This is a genomic window from Paraburkholderia sp. SUR17 (assembly GCF_029536165.1).
Classification (GTDB): Bacteria; Pseudomonadota; Gammaproteobacteria; order Burkholderiales; family Burkholderiaceae; genus Paraburkholderia; species Paraburkholderia kururiensis.
Genome location: NZ_CP120508.1, coordinates 2,014,672 through 2,031,266 on the forward strand (window position 1 = coordinate 2,014,672; position 16,595 = coordinate 2,031,266).

Below are 16,595 nucleotides of genomic sequence, written 5' to 3' on the forward strand. Positions count from 1 at the left end.
ACGCGCCCTGGGCGCCACCGGCGGCGGTCTTTTCTTTTCTGGAGCGACGGGTGGAAGCAGCTTGGGACACCTGCGAATTCCTGGCAGACAATGGCTGGCACGCCAGCCGGTGAAAAACGGACAACAGCGCGGCAAAGGCGAGATTGTAGACGATGTGGACCGCGCGCCCGCGCAGTCCCGATCCGTCGGCAGCGCGGCACCGCAACCAACCGTACCGGGAGATGACGATGCGACTGATCAGCTGGAATGTCCAATGGGGACGCGACGCCGACGGCAAGGTCGACCTCGCGCGGACCGTGGCCGAGGCACGGCGCCTCGTGGACTTCGACGTGTTCTGCATGCAGGAGGTGACGCGCGGCTTCGGCGCGCTGCCCGGCCATCCCGGCGACGACCAGTTCGCCGAACTCGCTGCGTTGCTCCCGGGCTTCACGGTGCTCGATGCGATCGGCGCCGATCTTCCGGCGTTGCCGGCCGGCTCCGGCAGTTCGGGTTCTGTCGCTGACCTGGGCTCCGCCGCGGCCCACCCGCGCCGGCGGCAATTCGGCAACGCCATTGCCACGCGGCTGCCGGTCGAGCACGTGATCCGCCATTCGCTGCCCTGGCCTCCCGACCCAGCTGCGCCGTCCATGCAGCGCGTCGCGCTGGAGGCCATCATCCGCACGCCGGATCTCGGCCCGGTGCGCGTGCTCGTCACGCATCTCGAGTTCTATTCGATGCAGCAGCGCGTGGCGCAGGTCGACGAGCTGCGGAGGCTGCAACTGGAAGCCGCGGGCCACGCGGCCCATCCCGCTCCCGCCGAAAATGCCGAGGGACCGTTCGCGCCCACCAGCCGGCCCGCGAGCGCAGTTATCTGCGGCGACTTCAACAGCGATTTCGGCAGCGAGGCGTATCAGCGCATGCTCGCGCCGCTGGCGGGCAGCCCTTCCTTCATCGACGCGTGGACCACGCTGCACCCGGGCTTGACGCCGCCGCCCACGGCCGGCGTTTACGACAAGGCGCAGTGGAGCGATGGGCCGATTGCCTGCGACTTCGTATTCGTCACGGAAGATCTGCGTGACCGGCTGAGGCGCTGCGAAATCGACGGCGCGACGCGCGCGTCCGACCATCAGCCGGTCGTGCTGGAAATGGATTGACGGGACTGAAGCAGGTTCGCTTAAGGGGACGGCGCAAAGCGCAGCGGACCGTTCACCGATGGCGCATCACTGGTCGAACGCCGCGAGGTATTCGGCCCAGTGCGCGGCCGGTTCCTGCGCGAGCGAATTCTTCACGAGCGCGATCTCGTCCGCGTATTCGTCGGCGGAGAGGCCGCCGCGCATCAACTGGAAGCGGCAATACAGCAGGTAGGTATTGACGACGTCCGTCTCGCAGTAATTGCGGATTTCCTCGATCCGCCCCTCCTGGAACGCCTGCCATACCTGGCCGCCGTCCATACCGAGCTTGCCGGGAAAACCGCACAGCTTCGCGAGTGCGTCGAGCGGCGCATTCGCGCGCGCCTGGTACATCGCGAGCAGGTCCATCAGGTCGGTGTGGCGCGAGTGGTAGCGGCTGATGTAGTTGTTCCACTTGAAGTCGCGATCGTCCTCGCCGAGGTCCCAGTAGCGCGACGCGCGGATGCCGTGCACGAGTGCCCGATAGTGGAGGACCGGCAGGTCGAAGCCGCCGCCGTTCCAGGACACGAGCTGCGGCGTGTACTTTTCGATGGTGCGGTAGAACGACTGGATCAGTGCGCCCTCGCCGTCCGCGAGCGTGCCGAGCGAGCGCACGCGAAATCCGCTGCTGTCGCGAAACACGCACGAGATCGCGGCGACGCGCTGCAGATGGTGCGGCAGGAAATCGCTGCCGGTCTTTTCGCGGCGAGCCGCGAAGGCGTGCTCCGCCACTTCGGCGTCGGTCAGCGTGGCGGGAAGATCGTCGAGGCGTCGAATGCCGGCGACATCGGGAATCGTCTCGATGTCGAATACGAGGATGGGTGTCATCAGTTACAGAACGGCGTCCTTGCGCACGCCATTGGAGGCGAAGAAACGTTTGAGCCGCACGAGTGCCTCCTGCTGGATCTGCCGCACGCGTTCGCGCGTGAGGCCCATTTCGTCGGCGAGTTCTTCGAGGGTGGCCGGTTCGATGTGGTTGAGGCCGAAACGGCGCTCGATCACGTGGCGGTGCTTGTCCGAGAGGCGCGCAAGCCAGGCGCGCGTGAGCGTTTCGAGTTCGCGGTGCTGGACTTCGGCATCGGGCGACTGGCTCTGGTCGTCGGACAAAAGGTCAAGCAGGCTGCTTGCCGGGTCGAGGTCGAGCGGCGCGTCGAGCGAGGCCGTATGCTCGTTGAGCGCGAGGATGTCCGTGACTTCCTCGGTGGTCTTGCCGGTGAGATAAGCGATGTCGTCGATGCTGGCGTCGCGCCGCTCGGCGGCTTCGCCCGAATTGAGCGAATTCTTTTCGAGGTGGCGCTTCGCGCGCAGCACCTGGTTCAGCTCGCGGATCACGTGCACGGGCAGCCGCACGGTGCGCGCCTGGTTCATGATGGCGCGCTCGATGCTCTGGCGGATCCACCAGGTGGCATACGTCGAGAAGCGGAACCCGCGTGCCGGATCGAATTTCTCGATGGCGTGCATGAGGCCCAGGTTGCCCTCCTCGATCAGATCGAGCAGCGGCACGCCGCGATTCAGGTAACCCTTCGCGATGCTCACGACGAGCCGCAGATTGCGCTCGATCATGACCTGCCGCGCCTCGAACTCGCCGGCCTTCGCGAGCCGCGAGTAGCGCTGCTCCTCCTCCACGGTGAGGAGCGGTTTCACGCTGATGCGATTCAGATAATGCTGGATGGTGTCGGCCGTGAGTTCGGCCTGCAGGAGCGCGCGAAAGTCGTCGGCGTCGGGTGCCGCCTCCCGGCTGCCCTCCTGCTCTTCGGCTTCGTCCCCACCGGCTTCCCGCTCGTCGAAATCGCGACCGCCGTCGTTGCTGTCGAGCGATTCGTCTTCGTTCGCCGATGCGCCGCCCTCGTCCACCGAAGCCTCGGCGGCTCGGTTCACGGACTCGCTCCCGGTTTGCTGCTGGCGGCGCTTCGGTTTCGGCATGGTCAGCTCGCTTATTGCGGCGGCAAATACTTCAGCGGGTCGACAGGTTTACCCTGACGGCGAACTTCGAAATGCAGCATGACGCGGTCCGAATCGGTATTCCCCATTTCGGCGATCTTCTGCCCCTTCGTGACCGCATCCCCCTCTTTTACCATCAAAGCGCTGTTATGTGCATACGCCGTGAGGTACGTCGCATCATGCTTGATGATAATGAGATTGCCGTATCCGCGCAGCCCATTTCCGGCATAGACCACGCGTCCGTCCGCTGCGGCCTTCACGGCCTGGCCCTGCGAGCCGCCGATGTTGACGCCCTTGTTCTTCGAATCGTCGAAGGTATTGAGGATCGGGCCGCGCACCGGCCACGAGAACGCGATGGTGCCGCCGCTTGCCGCGCTCGTGTCGCTCGCGGCGGGCTGCGGAGGAATCGTGGTTGCCGTGGAGGCTGAACCGTTCGTGGAGGGCGCAGTTGCCGAGCTCGTCGACGCAGCCCCCGCGGCAGTCGAGCCGCCAAGCGGTGCGCTTTGCACGCCGCCGCCCACGATGGGTGACGTGGCCACGCCAGGCGTTGCACCGGCAACGTTCGCGCCCGGCGGCGCCACGCGCAACAGCTGATCGACCTCGATCTGGTTGGGGTTCGCCAGGTTGTTCCACGTGGCGATGTCGCGATAGTTCTGACCGTTCTCAAGCGCAATGCGATAAAGCGTGTCGCCCGGCTTCACCCGGTAATAGCCCGGCGGGGGTGGTCCGAGCGGCACGGCGGGCTGCGCCGTGGCAGCGGCCGTGTTGAGCGCACTGGAGCGATCGACCACCGGCGCGTTGTCGAGCCGCGTGGCGCACGCCGTCAGCAGAGAAATCGCGAGCACGCATGCGCTACGTTGAAAAACCGTCAGATCTACATTCATTTTGTTTCTTTGCATCGCGCGCAACATACTCATCGTTTTCAAATCACTCCGGATTTTAAGGGGACAAAGAAAACGCGATCAAGCCGCACCTCGCGCCATTGCGCAGGCCCCGTGCGCTCCACCAGCGTGAGCACCTGGGCGCTCTCGCCTTGCGCGCCCACTGCGCCCGCAGCGCCCTGCTCCGCCACCGGCGCCACGAGCCGGCCGCCGATGGCGAGCTGATCGAGAAGTGCCTGCGGCACGTCGAGCCCAGCCGCGGCGATCACGATGGCGTCGAACGGCGCCGCTGCCGGCAGGCCCAGTCTCCCGTCGCCGTAATGCAGGCGGATGTTCGGAATGCGCAGCGGACGCAGATTCGTCTTGGCGCGCTCGTAGAGCGGCTTGATCCGTTCGATCGAATACACCTCGCGTGCCACCTGGCTCAGCACCGCGGCCTGATACCCGCAACCCGTGCCGATTTCGAGCACGCTCGCCAGCGGCCGGCCCGCGGCAGCAAGCTCGATCATGCGGGCCACGACCGAAGGCTTCGAGATCGTCTGGTGATGGCCGATCGGCAGCGCCGCATCTTCGTAGGCCTGGGTCGCGAGGCCCGGGTCGACGAACATGTGGCGCGGCACGACCGACATCGCATTGAGCACGCGTGAATCGGCAATGCCGTTCGCCCGCAGCCGTTCGACCATACGCTCGCGCACCCGTTCCGAGGTCAGCGCGAGCGCGCCGTTCAAGGCGACATTGGGCGCGCCGGCCAGCGTCGCGCGAGCGCCGCCAACGCCGACTGCCCGGACCGGATTCGACAATAACGACGCGGCGCCAGCCGCCTTCTTCGGTGCGCCGGCAAGCGAAGCGACAGACGCGCCTCGCGGCCGCGCCGCGCTCTGGGGCTTCGTCGACACCGTGCCTTGCGGCGTGCCGGCGTCACGCGTCTTGATCGCGATGGGCTGCGCTGACTTCGCCGTGGCAGGCCGCGCTGCACGTGGCGACGTGGCCGCCGCGGGTTTCGCTACAACGCCGGGCTTTGCCGCAGCAAGCGGCTTCGGTGATAGGGCCGGCGACCTGGCGACGCCCACCGGCTTCACCGCGCCCGCCGCGCTCGTCGACTTAGCGGCGCGCGCATCGAGCGGACCGGCGTCGCGCTTGCGCGGCTCGCGCACGAGGTCGGCGAGCCCCAGCGGAAAACGCTTTGCGCGCTCGCCTGTCATGAAGCCCTGCGGCCTGCGCGAAGCCAGTCGCGCGCAACGGGAAGCATCTGCGTGTGGGTAAGGTCGAGTTGCAGCGGCGTGATGGACACGTGGCCCGTTGCGACCGCGTGAAAGTCGGTGCCCTCGCTCGCATCGCGCGCGCTGCCCGACGGACCGATCCAGTAGATCGGCTCGCCGCGCGGATTGGTCTGGCGGATCACGGGCTGCGACGGATGGCGCTTGCCGAGGCGCGTGACGCGCCAGTCGCCGAGTTCGTCGTAAGGCCGGTTCGGAATATTGACGTTGAGGAGCGGATGCCCCGGCAGCGGATGCTCGAGAAAGTGCGCGACGATTTCGACCGCCACGCGGGTCGCATCTTCGAGATGCACCCAGTCCTTGTCGACCAGCGAAAACGCAATGGCCGGCATGCCGAACATGATGCCTTCCGTAGCGGCGGCAACCGTGCCTGAGTACAGCGTGTCCTCGCCCATGTTCTGGCCGTTGTTGATGCCGGATACGACGAGGTCGGGCTTGTGATCCAGCATGCCCGTGAGCGCGATGTGGACCGAATCCGTGGGCGTGCCGTTCACGTAGTAGAAGCCGTTCGCCGAGCGCAGCACCGAAAGCGGCCGCGAGAGCGTGAGCGAGTTCGACGCGCCGCTGCAGTTTTGCTCGGGTGCCATCACCGTGACATCGGCAAGCGGCTTGAGCGCCGCGTAAAGCGCGGCGAGTCCGGGTGCCAGATAGCCGTCGTCGTTGCTGAGGAGTATTCGCATCGGCCGATTGTAACCGAGGAAAGAAGGCACGCGAACGACACAGCTTGCCGCGCCGCCGTCTACGCATCACCGCGCGAGTGCGCAGTTTTCCAGCGGGCGACGCAGGCGCAAAAGCGCACGTCCGTTCGCCATGCCGTACACTGCACGTCCGGCATTCGCCTGCACTGTGAGGAGACGTCATGCGCGCAATACGCTGCAACCAGTACGGCCCACCTGCAACGCTCACGCTCGAGGTTTTGCCCGATCTGGTGCCGCCGCCGGGCCATGTCGTGATCGACGTGAAAGCCGCGAGCGTCAACTTCCCCGACGTACTGATCATCGAGAACAAATATCAGGTCAAGCCGCCGCTGCCGTTCACGCCCGGCGCAGAAGTGGCGGGCGTGGTGCGCGCAGCGGGAGACGGTGTCACGCTCGCGCCCGGCACGCGCGTGGTCGCATTCGTGGGTTACGGCGGATTTGCCGAGCAGGTGGCAGCGCCTGTTTCGGCCTGTATGCCCTTGCCCGACGACGCCGATTTCGCGACGGCCGCAGCTTTCACACTCGCATACGGCACCTCGCATCACGCCGTGGTGGACCGTGGCGCGCTGCAGCCCGGCGAAACGATGCTCGTGCTGGGTGCGGCGGGTGGCGTCGGGCTTGCGGCGGTGGAGATCGGCAAGGCGATCGGCGCGCGCGTGATCGCCGCTGCCTCCACGGACGAGAAGCTCGCCGTTTGCACCGCACACGGTGCAAACGCCACGCTGAACTACGCGCGCGACGACCTGCGCGCGCGAATTCGCGAGTTGACCGACGGCAAGGGACCCGACGTGATCTACGATCCCGTGGGCGGTATTTATACGGAGCCCGCCTTTCGCAGCATTGCGTGGCGTGGTCGGCATCTCGTGGTCGGCTTCGCGAACGGCGAGATTCCGAAGCTGCCGCTCAATCTCGCGCTGCTCAAAGGCGCGAGCGTGGTCGGTGTCGCGTGGGGTGAATTCGCCAAGCGTGAGCCGCAACGCAATGCCGCGGCGTTCGCGCAGATGTTCGACTGGATGAAGGCCGGCAAGCTGCGGCCGCATATTTCGGCGCGCCATGCCCTCGCCGATACGCCGCGCGCACTGGCCGACATGGCGTCGCGGCGCGTAACCGGGAAGATCGTCATCGAGATGTGAGCGTGCGCGCCGGGTGCTTTTCTTTGGTGCGCGCGCGACGGGTTGCGTCTCGGTTCTGCCCAGCACCCGCCTTCGTGCATTGATTAGATGATCTGCCGCTCTCGCAGCTGCGCGATGCTGTGAGCGTCGTAACCCAGTGCGCCCAGCACTTCGTCCGTATGTTCGCCGAGCTGCGGGCCGAGCCAGCGCGTCTCGCCCGGCGTCTCGGAGAATCTGGGTGTCACCGCGGGCAGCGCCACCTCCACACCGTCCTGCCACTTGAAGCGCTGGATCATCTGGCGCGCGATGTACTGCGGGTCCGTGAACATGTCGGCGACGCTGTAGATGCGGCCCGCCGGCACGTCGGCCGCGTTGAGCACCGCGAGCGCCTCGTCGATGGTGCGGCTCGCGAGCCATGCCGCGATCGCGCCGTCGATTTCCACCGTGCGCGGCACGCGGCCGTCGTTGTGCGCGAGCGCCGGGTCGTTGGCCAGGTCGTCGCGGCCGATGGCGAGCATGAGGCGGCGAAAGATCGGATCGCTGTTGCCGCCGATCACGATGCTGCCGTCACGGCACGGATACGTGTTGGACGGCACGATGCCCGGCAGGGATGCGCCGGTGCGTTCGCGCACCATGCCGTAAAGCCCGTATTCGGGCACCACGCTTTCCATCATGTTGAAGACGGCTTCGTAGAGTGCAACGTCGACCACCTGCCCCTTGCCGCCGTTGACCTGGCGATGATGCAGCGCCATCAGCGCGCCGATCACGCCGTGCAGCGCCGCGATCGAATCGCCGATGGAGATGCCGATGCGCGGCGGCGGCAGATCGGGATAGCCCGTGATGTGACGCAGCCCGCCCATCGATTCGGCGATCGCGCCGAAGCCTGGCCGGTCGCGATACGGGCCGCTCTGCCCGTAACCGGAAAGACGTACCATCACGAGACCGGGGTTGCCTTCGGAGAGCACGTCGTAGCCGAGGCCCAGCTTTTCGAGCAGCCCTGGCCGGAAGTTTTCGACCACGATGTCGGCTTCGCGCGCGAGACGACGCACGATCTCCTTGCCCTCTTCGGCCTTGAGATTCACCGTCACCGACTTCTTGTTGCGCGCCTGCACCGCCCACCACAGCGAAGTGCCGCCCACCTCGGGATAAAGCTTGCGCCACTTGCGCAGCGGGTCGCCGCCCTTCGGATCTTCGATCTTCACGACGTCCGCGCCGAACTCACCGAGCAGCCGCGCCGCGAAGGGGCCCGCGATCAACGTGCCGAGTTCGAGCACCTTGACGCCGGCAAGCGGACCGCGCGGCTTGTCGGTGGCTGGCGTGGCTTGCTGTGCGGCGCCGTCGTCCTGTGCGGCAGGATGGTGCGGAGATTGGGGGGAAGCTGCGCTCATCTGTCTCGTGTCTCTCGGTGATGTCCGGCGCGAAGTTCTCGTGACGATTGCAAACGCTCGCTGCGGACGCCCATTTCCGGCTGCGTTTTCTCGCGACGTTCGTTGCCGCCCGCGCTGGTCGGACCTGGCGCCGCGTGGCGACCTCGCGCCATCCCGCGGCGCCGCTAAAGCGAGCGTCTGTCGAGCATCGCGCGCGCGATCGTGCCGGCGTCCACGTACTCGAGTTCGCCGCCCACGGGCACGCCGCGCGCGAGTCGCGTCACCGTAAGGCCGCGTGCCTTGAGCGTCTGGCCGAGGTAGTGTGCGGTTGCCTCGCCTTCGTTCGTGAAGTTGGTGGCGAGCACCACTTCCTTGACGATGCCGTCCGACGCGCGCTTCACGAGCCGGTCGAAATGGATTTCCTTCGGACCGATGCCGTCGAGCGGACTGAGCCGCCCCATCAGCACGAAATACAGGCCGCGATAGGTCAGGGTCTGTTCGAGCATGATCTGGTCGGCCGGCGTCTCGACGACGCACAACAGCGTCGGGTCGCGCTCGGTGTCGCTGCAGACTTCGCAGATGCGCGCCTCGGTGAAGGTATTGCATTTCTCGCAGTGCTGCAGATGCTCCGTTGCGAACAGCAGCGCGCGGCCGAGCTTCTGCGCGCCTTCGAGGTCGTGCTGCATCAGGTGGTACGCCATGCGCTGCGCGGACTTCGGCCCGACGCCGGGCAGCGCACGCAGCGCTTCGACGAGCGCTGCGAGGGCGGATGGTTGCTTCATGCGAAATCGGTTCCGCTTGGCCTGCGCCTCAGAACGGCAACTTGAAACCCGGCGGCAGCGGCAGACCGGACGTCATGCCGCCCATCTTTTCCTGCGTGGTGGCTTCGGCCTTGCGCACGGCGTCGTTGAAGGCGGCGGCGACGAGGTCTTCCAGCATGTCCTTGTCGTCGGCGAGCAGGCTCGGGTCGATCGAGACGCGGCGCACGTCGTTGCGGCAAGTCATGGTCACCTTCACGAGACCCGCGCCGGACTGCCCTTCCACCTCGATCTGCGCGAGCTGCTCCTGCATCTTCTTCATGTTTTCCTGCATCTGCTGGGCCTGCTTCATGAGCCCGGCGAGTTGGCCTTTCATCATGGTCACTGCTCCTTGTGGATTCTGTGGATTCGAAAACGGAACGCCTCGCGCGCGACGAGGCGTATGCGGGTTAGTGGCCGGCTGGCGCGCCGCCGGCGCTCGTGCCTGCGTCCGGCACGATGGGCCGGATGGAGCCCTGCACGATGCTCGCGCCGAACTCGCGGATCAATTGCTGCACGAATGGCGCGGCGCCGATCTCGCGCTCGGCGTCGCGCTGGCGCTGCGCGCGCGCGGCGGCATCGAGCGCAGCCGCTGTGCGCCGGGCGGGCCCCACCTCGACCTGCACCTCGACGGGTTTGCCGAGCCGCTCGGCGAGCGCCGACTTCAATTTCGCGACCTGCGTGGCCTCGGCGTATTGCGGCACCGGAACACTGAGCTTGAGCGTGGTGCCGTCGAGCGCCGTCAGTTCGCTGTTGAACGCCAGTTGATACGAGATGCCTTTGAGCGCGAGACCGACGGCGAGCGCGGGCCAATCGCCGGCAAAACCGATGGCGTCGAGTGCGATGCCGGGCGACAACTGGCTCACGTCGATCACAGGCGTGGGGGCCGGCCCGGCAGAAGCCGGCCTTGCGTCGGCGGACGGCGGGAAACCCGGCTCGCTGTCGAATACGGGCATGAACCGGTCGTCGTGGTCGTCGTGGTCGCCGGGGGACGCGAAGTACGCGTCCTCGGCCCCGGCGGGCAGGTAGTCGTCCGGCGGAATGTCGTCCCAAGGTGGCATCGACGTAGCGGCATCGGCTGCCTGGCGAGCCTGCGGACGGGCGCCGGGCGGCGACGCCTCTTCCGCGCGCCGCGGTACAGCCGGCGCGGAAACCGGGACGTTCACGCGAGGCGCAACGGTCTTGCGTTCCGGGGCCGGTTGGCTGGAAGACTGTGCAGCGGACTTTGACGTGGCCGTTGCAGCCGGCCCAGCCGATGCAGCAGCGGAACGGCTGCGATCCGACGATACCTTCATGCCGGCGTTGCGCAGCACGTCGAGCGCCGCACTCGCACCGCCGCGGCGCGGCGCAGTGGATGCCGTATCGGCTGCTGCCGTTGCCGCTGCCGATACGGCTGCCGCGGGCGGCTGCGCTGAGCGATCTGTCGATGCAGCCGGCGCGTCGAGAGTCGGCGCACCGTCCGACGCGCTATCCGACATGGCCTCGGGCACAGGAGATGCAGCATCGACAGGTGTGTCGTTACTTGCCGCCTGAGTTTCTTGCGCGTCCCCATGGGCCGCGCTTTTTGTCGTTACGTCCGCCCCGGTTTCCCAAGGCGGAACAACGGCCGGCGACTGGGCAGGCGAAGGCGTCGCTGGCGGCGCAACGTCGGCGGTTGCGGGCGCTGCGGTTACGGAAGACGTGTCCTCGGACAAAGGCGCGGGTGCCGACGATGGTTGCGTGGCGAGCGGCGCCACGGCTTGCGCGGCCGTCGCCATGGCGGGGGTAGTCGAACGCGAGCCAATTGCGCCGCCCGATGCGGGTTTCGCCGCGCGCGCACCGCCACTGCCACCACCACCTGCACCACCCGCTGCTCCGTTCGCAGCGGGCTCGAAGGCCAGCATGCGCAGCAGCGTCATGGTGAAACCGGCGTATTCGTCGGGCGCGAGCCCCAGTTCGCTTCGGCCGATCGTCGCGATCTGGTAGAAGAGCTGCACGGCCTCGGGACTCAGCGCGTCAGCGAAGCGGCGCAGGTCCGCGGCTTCGGGCCATTCGTCGAGCACCGACGACGGCGCGAACTGCGCCCAGGCCACGCGATGCAACAGGCCGGCGAGATCCTGCAGCGCGGTGGAGAACGAGAGGCTGCGCGTGGACATTTCGTCAGCGATCGCGAGCACGGCCGCGCCGTCGCCTGCGATCAGCGCATCGATGAGGCGAATGAGATAGCTCTGATCGAGCGCGCCGAGCATCCCGCGCACGGCTTCTTCGGTCACCTGGTTCGCCGAATACGCGATGGCCTGATCAGTAAGCGAAAGCGCATCGCGCATCGAGCCGTCCGCGGCGCGCGCGAGCAAACGCAGCGCCTGCGGTTCGAACGCCACCTGCTCCTCGCCGAGAATGCGCTCCAGATGCGACACGATATGGCCGGCCGGCATCTGTTTGAGGTTGAACTGCAGACAGCGCGAAAGCACTGTCACGGGAATCTTCTGCGGGTCGGTGGTGGCGAGGATGAATTTGACGTGCGGCGGCGGCTCTTCAAGCGTCTTCAACATTGCGTTGAAGGCGTGGTTCGTGAGCATGTGCACTTCGTCGATCATGTAGACCTTGAAGCGCGCATCCACCGGCGCATAGACGGCGCGCTCGAGCAGCGCCGCCATTTCGTCCACGCCGCGATTACTCGCCGCGTCCATTTCCACGTAATCGACGAAGCGCCCTTCGTCAATTTCCCGGCACGCGCGGCACACGCCGCACGGCGTCGCGGTCACGCCGGTTTCGCAATTGAGCGCCTTCGCGAAAATCCGCGAGAGCGTGGTCTTGCCCACACCACGCGTTCCGGTAAACAGATAAGCGTGATGCAGCCGTCCGCCGTCGAGCGCGTGCGTGAGCGCGCGCACCACGTGCTCCTGTCCGACGAGCGAAGCGAAATCCTTCGGCCGCCACTTGCGTGCGAGAACTTGATAGGTCATCAGGAAATTGTATCAGCAACCCAGGTGCGCAAAGACCTGTCCGCGCCCGGCGGCGCGACGTGACGCCGGCCTGTCGGAGCGCGCGCAGACGCAGCTGCCGCGGATGATACAGGGCGAACGCCGTGGCTTGCGAGAGCCGCGCGAAACGAAACGCAGAGCGGGCAAAGCAACGCCGTGAAATCGCACGAAGGCAATTGCAGGAAAGAAGCGAAAAAACGCCAACGAGGGAAACGCGAGAAGTGCCGCGAAAAGGCGTAGGAAGGCGCGAACCAAAACCGCGCAAAACAAAGGAAGGACAGAAGAGGAAGGTGACGAGCCTGACCCTCGGCACTGGTGGAAAACGGCTGTGGCTGCTTCGTTCCCGACCTGACCAGGTTGACCGCCCCTCCATGCGAGGAGGCCCGTCACGTCGCATTCTAGCATCGCTCGCCGTGCAACGCGACTGCTCTTGCGTCGAAACACGTTTCATGGAGCTCGCTCGCGAGCTCTTGTATCCGCTCCCGGTGCCACCAGATAGGCCTCGTAGCGAGATCGAATCATCGGTAACCCTGCCGCCGGCATGAGTACTATCACCACCGGCAGCACATAGCAATTTAGGCTACACTTGCGCTGCAAATACCGGCAAAGCCGCTGCAATTCAAGGTTTTCTCGCGAATCCGACGTCGGTGTCTTTTGAATATCGCAGACGCTTTCGGCCTGATCGCAGCAGCGGTGCGAACGGACGTTTTTTCAGTTTTGGTGTATCGTGGCGAACACTTTTGGCAAGCCTCGATCCGAAAGAGGTATTCACACAATGAGCGAACAAATCAAGCACATTACCGACGCATCGTTCGAGCAGGACGTCGTCAAGTCCGACAAGCCGGTGCTGCTCGACTTCTGGGCCGAGTGGTGTGGTCCCTGCAAGATGATTGCGCCGATTCTCGACGAGGTCGCGAAAGATTACGGCGACCGCCTGCAGATCGCGAAGATCAACGTCGACGAACATCAATCGACGCCGGTCAAGTTCGGCGTGCGCGGCATTCCGACGTTGATCCTCTTCAAGAATGGTGCCGTTGCGGCACAGAAGGTGGGCGCGCTGTCGAAGTCACAGCTCACCGCCTTCCTCGACAGCCATCTCTAAGCGCCTGATACGCGCGTTGCGCGAGTCATTGCGCGTTGTTGTCAGCCGGCAACACGCGCAATGACAACATGCCCGTCTGCCGCGCAGGCAGATTTTCGCGTGTGCTATGCTAGAATCAATAAGGCGTCGGACAGGCGCCTAAGTCCTTGAGCGGTTCCGCTCACCCTCCTCCCATATTTCATTTCGTCGCATTCCTCCCCGACGGGTTCTCCGTATGCATTTATCCGAGCTCAAGTCCCTGCACGTGTCCGAACTGATCGAGATGGCCAATGGCCTCGAGATCGAAGCGGCGAACCGCCTGCGCAAGCAGGAACTCATGTTCGCGATTCTCAAGAAGCGCGCCAAAACGGGTGAAACGATTTTCGGCGACGGCACGCTCGAGGTGCTGCCTGACGGCTTCGGCTTCCTGCGTTCGCCGGAAACCTCGTATCTTGCGAGCACGGACGACATCTATATCAGCCCGTCGCAAATCCGCCGCTTCAACCTGCATACCGGGGACACCATCGAAGGCGAAGTGCGTACGCCAAAAGACGGCGAACGTTACTTTGCGCTCGTGAAGGTGGACAAGGTCAACGGCCAGCCGCCCGAGGCCTCGAAGCACAAGATCATGTTCGAGAACCTCACGCCGCTGCACCCGAACAAGGTGCTGCTGCTCGAACGCGAAATGCGCGGCGAGGAGAACGTGACGGGCCGCATCATCGACATGATCGCGCCCATCGGCAAGGGCCAGCGAGGCCTGCTGGTCGCCTCGCCGAAGTCGGGCAAGACGGTGATGCTTCAGCACATCGCGCACGCGATCAAGCAGAACCATCCGGACGTCGTGCTGTTCGTGCTGCTGATCGACGAACGCCCCGAGGAAGTGACGGAAATGCAGCGTTCGGTGGCGGGTGAAGTGATCGCCTCCACGTTCGACGAACCGGCCGCGCGCCACGTGCAGGTCGCCGAAATGGTGATCGAGAAGGCCAAGCGCCTCGTCGAGATGAAGCATGACGTGGTAATTCTGCTCGACTCCATCACGCGCCTTGCGCGCGCTTACAACACCGTGGTGCCGGCGTCGGGCAAGGTGCTCACGGGTGGTGTCGACGCCAATGCGCTGCAGCGTCCGAAGCGCTTCTTCGGCGCGGCGCGCAACATCGAGGAAGGTGGCTCGCTCACCATCATCGGCACCGCGCTCATCGAAACCGGCAGCCGCATGGACGACGTGATCTACGAAGAGTTCAAGGGCACCGGCAATATGGAAGTGCACCTCGAGCGGCGCCTGGCAGAAAAGCGCGTCTATCCGTCCATCAACCTCAACAAGTCCGGTACGCGCCGCGAAGAGCTGCTGATCAAGCCGGACATCCTTCAGAAGATCTGGGTGCTGCGCAAGTTCATCCACGACATGGACGAAGTCGAGGCGATGGAATTCCTGCTCGACAAGATCCGCCAGACGAAGAGCAATTCCGAATTCTTCGAGATGATGCGACGCGGCGGCTAATCACCGCAGATCGCACATATCGCATGTTTTGAACGCCCGCCTTGCGCGGGCGTTTGTATGTGTGCCGACCGTACGATGGCAGCAATGGCGCCCGCGCTCATCGCGCTCAGCGTGGCCGGCACCGGGGCCCTCGGCCGGTTTGCCCGGCATCAGTGGCACCATCCGACGACGCTCATGCGTCTGCATGCGTTGCGCGAAAAGACCTTTCAGATGGGACTCGCGCTTTACGTTCCCTACTACTACGAGTCGACCGGCTTCAGTTATCTGATCTCACGCTTTCTCGAAAGCGGCCTCGCTACTCCGTCGAGAACGCGGGCCGGCTCGTCGACGTAACGTCGCTGATTTCCGCCAGTACATTGTTCGTGTATCTGCGCTACGCGAAGCTGCTGCCACGCAAGAAATGGCTGATCGTCTCGGGCTTCGCCGTCGCCGCACTCGCCGCGTTTTCGATGACCCGCATGACGCCCGACGCAAGCGAAGCGACACTTGTCGTGCCGTTGCTGCTGCGCGGCCTGCTGCTCTTCATCGTGCTGCCGGTCGCCAATCTCACGTTTAGAATATTCGCGATCGACGCGTTCACGCACGGCTACCGGCTGAAGAACATCGTGAGGCAACTGACGATTTCATTCGCCACCACGTCGGTCATCGTGGTCGAGCGGCATCGCGACACGCTGCATCGCACCCGGCTCGTGGAAGTCGCCACCCCGTTCAACCCGCTGTTTCGCGACGCGCTCGCCGCGCTGACCCAGGGCTTCGAAGCGGCCGGCCGCACCACGGGCGAAGCGCACGCGCTCGCCACGGCGGAGATGAGCCGGCTTGTTGCGCGGCAGGCGAGCTTCCTGACCTCGCTCGACGGCTTCTACTTCCTGATCGGCGTGGCCGTGTGCAGCGCGCTCTTCGCGGCGTGGCAACAGCAGATCGACTAACGCAACCGTTACAGCACCGACCGGACAAGCCCACCCCGATGCTTTCGAAACTCACGCAATGGCTGGATACGCGCCGCCGCGACCGCGCGCTGCGCACGCATGCGATTTCCGACGCGCTGTGGCGCAAGACACTCGACGGCTTGCCGTTTCTCTCGCATCTCGACGCGACGGACCTCGAGCGGCTGCGCGAACTGACGAGCCTGTTCCTCGCCCAGAAGGAGTTCTCCACGGCGCACGACCTCGCGCTCACCGACGAGATGACGGTCGCCATCGCGGCCCAGGCATCGCTGCCGGTGCTGAACCTGAGCCTCGACCTGTATCGCGGCTGGGTCGGCGTGATCGTGTATCCAGGCGAATTCGTGATCCGCAAGACGGTGGAGGACGAAGCCGGCATCGTCCACGAGGTCGAGCACGACGCCAGCGGCGAGGCCTGGGAAGGCGGTCCCGTGATTCTTTCCTGGGAAGACGCCCAGATGACGGACGGCGCCGACGCCTACAACGTCGTGATCCACGAGTTCGCGCACAAGATCGACATGCTGACAGGCGAAGCGGATGGCCATCCGCCGCTTTTCAGGCGCTGGCACGCGCCGCTCGATACCGAAGCATGGTCCGATGTCTTCGACCACGCCTACGACCAGTTCTGCGCGAAGGTGGACGCGGTGCCGGAGCGCCGCTGGGCGCGCTTCGAGCGCGATTCGCTGATTGACCCTTACGCGTCGGACCACCCGTCGGAGTTTTTCGCCGTCTGCAGCGAGGCCCTCTTCGTCAAACCGAAGGCGTTCGAGGTCGAATATCCCGAGCTTTACCGGCTGCTCGCGCGCTATTACCGCCAGGACCCGGCGAAGGTCGGCGCGCTGGAGGCGCAGTGAGCCGCCGGAATGCCTCAGCGAGGCGTGACCGACCGCC

14 protein-coding genes, 1 other RNA gene and 1 pseudogene are annotated in these 16,595 nt (G+C 65.4%); 6 read left to right on the top strand and 10 right to left on the bottom strand.

Going from position 1 to position 16,595, the window contains the following annotated elements; all coding sequences use genetic code 11:
• The first annotated feature begins 227 nt into the window (after nt 1-227).
• Entirely contained in the window at nt 228-1,133 is a 906-nt protein-coding gene (locus P2869_RS08860; RefSeq protein ID WP_026121236.1) for an endonuclease/exonuclease/phosphatase family protein, read from the top strand.
• Nucleotides 1,134-1,199: 66 nt separating this feature from the next.
• Here the strand turns inward: P2869_RS08860 and P2869_RS08865 are convergent, their stop codons facing one another.
• Genes P2869_RS08865 through surE form a run of 5 tightly spaced genes read right to left on the bottom strand, consistent with a single transcriptional unit; the run spans nt 1,200 to nt 5,927 of the window.
• Nucleotides 1,200-1,976: a 3'-5' exonuclease gene (locus P2869_RS08865; RefSeq protein ID WP_277596240.1), complete on the bottom strand. Its 777-nt coding sequence runs from the start codon at nt 1,974-1,976 to the stop codon at nt 1,200-1,202.
• A gap of 3 nt (nt 1,977-1,979) precedes the next feature.
• Entirely contained in the window at nt 1,980-3,071 is a 1,092-nt protein-coding gene (gene rpoS, locus P2869_RS08870) for an RNA polymerase sigma factor RpoS (RefSeq protein ID WP_017773758.1), read from the bottom strand.
• An 11-nt stretch (nt 3,072-3,082) separates the two neighbouring features.
• The gene (locus tag P2869_RS08875) at nt 3,083-4,006 is read right to left on the bottom strand and encodes a peptidoglycan DD-metalloendopeptidase family protein (protein WP_026121235.1); all 924 of its coding nucleotides are present in this window, start codon (nt 4,004-4,006) and stop codon (nt 3,083-3,085) included.
• Between the two features lie 5 nt (nt 4,007-4,011).
• On the bottom strand, nt 4,012-5,172 hold the full coding sequence (locus P2869_RS08880) for a protein-L-isoaspartate(D-aspartate) O-methyltransferase (RefSeq protein WP_277596241.1): 1,161 nt from the start codon (nt 5,170-5,172) through the stop codon (nt 4,012-4,014).
• Nucleotides 5,169-5,927 (bottom strand): 5'/3'-nucleotidase SurE, encoded by a 759-nt coding sequence (gene surE, locus P2869_RS08885; protein WP_277596242.1) that lies wholly within the window; start codon nt 5,925-5,927, stop codon nt 5,169-5,171. The genes P2869_RS08880 and surE overlap by 4 nt, the downstream gene beginning before the upstream one ends.
• A gap of 179 nt (nt 5,928-6,106) precedes the next feature.
• Between surE and P2869_RS08890 the strand changes: the two genes are divergently transcribed.
• Nucleotides 6,107-7,078 carry an NADPH:quinone oxidoreductase family protein gene (locus P2869_RS08890; RefSeq protein WP_277596243.1) on the top strand — a complete coding sequence of 324 codons (972 nt, stop codon included), beginning with the start codon at nt 6,107-6,109 and terminating at the stop codon, nt 7,076-7,078.
• Nucleotides 7,079-7,161: 83 nt separating this feature from the next.
• On the opposite strand, the gene P2869_RS08895 is transcribed toward P2869_RS08890, so the two are convergent.
• The 5 genes from P2869_RS08895 to ffs all read right to left on the bottom strand — a co-directional run bounded on the left by P2869_RS08895 (nt 7,162) and on the right by ffs (nt 12,572).
• Nucleotides 7,162-8,445: a CaiB/BaiF CoA-transferase family protein gene (locus P2869_RS08895; protein ID WP_126877353.1), complete on the bottom strand. Its 1,284-nt coding sequence runs from the start codon at nt 8,443-8,445 to the stop codon at nt 7,162-7,164.
• A 164-nt stretch (nt 8,446-8,609) separates the two neighbouring features.
• A complete protein-coding gene (gene recR, locus P2869_RS08900; RefSeq protein ID WP_126877354.1) occupies nt 8,610-9,206 on the bottom strand; it encodes a recombination mediator RecR in 597 nt (198 codons plus the stop codon).
• Nucleotides 9,207-9,234: 28 nt separating this feature from the next.
• Nucleotides 9,235-9,561 carry a YbaB/EbfC family nucleoid-associated protein gene (locus P2869_RS08905; RefSeq protein WP_017773751.1) on the bottom strand — a complete coding sequence of 109 codons (327 nt, stop codon included), beginning with the start codon at nt 9,559-9,561 and terminating at the stop codon, nt 9,235-9,237.
• A gap of 70 nt (nt 9,562-9,631) precedes the next feature.
• Nucleotides 9,632-12,166, bottom strand: a complete 2,535-nt coding sequence (locus P2869_RS08910; RefSeq protein ID WP_277596244.1) for a DNA polymerase III subunit gamma/tau — start codon at nt 12,164-12,166, stop codon at nt 9,632-9,634.
• 307 nt (nt 12,167-12,473) lie between these two features.
• An RNA gene (gene ffs, locus P2869_RS08915) (signal recognition particle sRNA small type) lies at nt 12,474-12,572 on the bottom strand.
• Nucleotides 12,573-12,959: 387 nt separating this feature from the next.
• Here ffs and trxA point away from each other — a divergent pair.
• The 4 genes and pseudogenes from trxA (at nt 12,960) to P2869_RS08935 (ending at nt 16,558) form a co-directional block, all read left to right on the top strand.
• On the top strand, nt 12,960-13,286 hold the full coding sequence (gene trxA, locus P2869_RS08920) for a thioredoxin TrxA (protein ID WP_017773749.1): 327 nt from the start codon (nt 12,960-12,962) through the stop codon (nt 13,284-13,286).
• Nucleotides 13,287-13,500: 214 nt separating this feature from the next.
• Nucleotides 13,501-14,763 carry a transcription termination factor Rho gene (gene rho / locus P2869_RS08925; RefSeq protein WP_017773748.1) on the top strand — a complete coding sequence of 421 codons (1,263 nt, stop codon included), beginning with the start codon at nt 13,501-13,503 and terminating at the stop codon, nt 14,761-14,763.
• 75 nt (nt 14,764-14,838) lie between these two features.
• Nucleotides 14,839-15,689: pseudogene (locus P2869_RS08930) on the top strand (MFS transporter); the annotation flags it as partial.
• A 38-nt stretch (nt 15,690-15,727) separates the two neighbouring features.
• Nucleotides 15,728-16,558, top strand: coding sequence for a M90 family metallopeptidase (locus P2869_RS08935; protein ID WP_277596246.1), 831 nt, complete (start codon nt 15,728-15,730; stop codon nt 16,556-16,558).
• Nucleotides 16,559-16,595 lie beyond the last annotated feature (37 nt).

What these genes read in the sequence shown, in the direction of transcription:
- recR (WP_126877354.1), bottom strand. Translation starts at nt 9,206, where the DNA reads ATGAAGCAACCATCCGCCCTCGCAGCGCTCGTCGAAGCGCTGCGTGCG.
- P2869_RS08910 (WP_277596244.1), bottom strand. Translation starts at nt 12,166, where the DNA reads ATGACCTATCAAGTTCTCGCACGCAAGTGGCGGCCGAAGGATTTCGCT.
- P2869_RS08935 (WP_277596246.1), top strand. Translation starts at nt 15,728, where the DNA reads ATGCTTTCGAAACTCACGCAATGGCTGGATACGCGCCGCCGCGACCGC.
- rho (WP_017773748.1), top strand. Translation starts at nt 13,501, where the DNA reads ATGCATTTATCCGAGCTCAAGTCCCTGCACGTGTCCGAACTGATCGAG.
- P2869_RS08880 (WP_277596241.1), bottom strand. Translation starts at nt 5,172, where the DNA reads ATGACAGGCGAGCGCGCAAAGCGTTTTCCGCTGGGGCTCGCCGACCTC.
- P2869_RS08865 (WP_277596240.1), bottom strand. Translation starts at nt 1,976, where the DNA reads ATGACACCCATCCTCGTATTCGACATCGAGACGATTCCCGATGTCGCC.
- trxA (WP_017773749.1), top strand. Translation starts at nt 12,960, where the DNA reads ATGAGCGAACAAATCAAGCACATTACCGACGCATCGTTCGAGCAGGAC.
- rpoS (WP_017773758.1), bottom strand. Translation starts at nt 3,071, where the DNA reads ATGCCGAAACCGAAGCGCCGCCAGCAGCAAACCGGGAGCGAGTCCGTG.
- P2869_RS08875 (WP_026121235.1), bottom strand. Translation starts at nt 4,006, where the DNA reads ATGAGTATGTTGCGCGCGATGCAAAGAAACAAAATGAATGTAGATCTG.
- P2869_RS08895 (WP_126877353.1), bottom strand. Translation starts at nt 8,445, where the DNA reads ATGAGCGCAGCTTCCCCCCAATCTCCGCACCATCCTGCCGCACAGGAC.
- P2869_RS08860 (WP_026121236.1), top strand. Translation starts at nt 228, where the DNA reads ATGCGACTGATCAGCTGGAATGTCCAATGGGGACGCGACGCCGACGGC.
- P2869_RS08890 (WP_277596243.1), top strand. Translation starts at nt 6,107, where the DNA reads ATGCGCGCAATACGCTGCAACCAGTACGGCCCACCTGCAACGCTCACG.
- P2869_RS08905 (WP_017773751.1), bottom strand. Translation starts at nt 9,561, where the DNA reads ATGATGAAAGGCCAACTCGCCGGGCTCATGAAGCAGGCCCAGCAGATG.
- surE (WP_277596242.1), bottom strand. Translation starts at nt 5,927, where the DNA reads ATGCGAATACTCCTCAGCAACGACGACGGCTATCTGGCACCCGGACTC.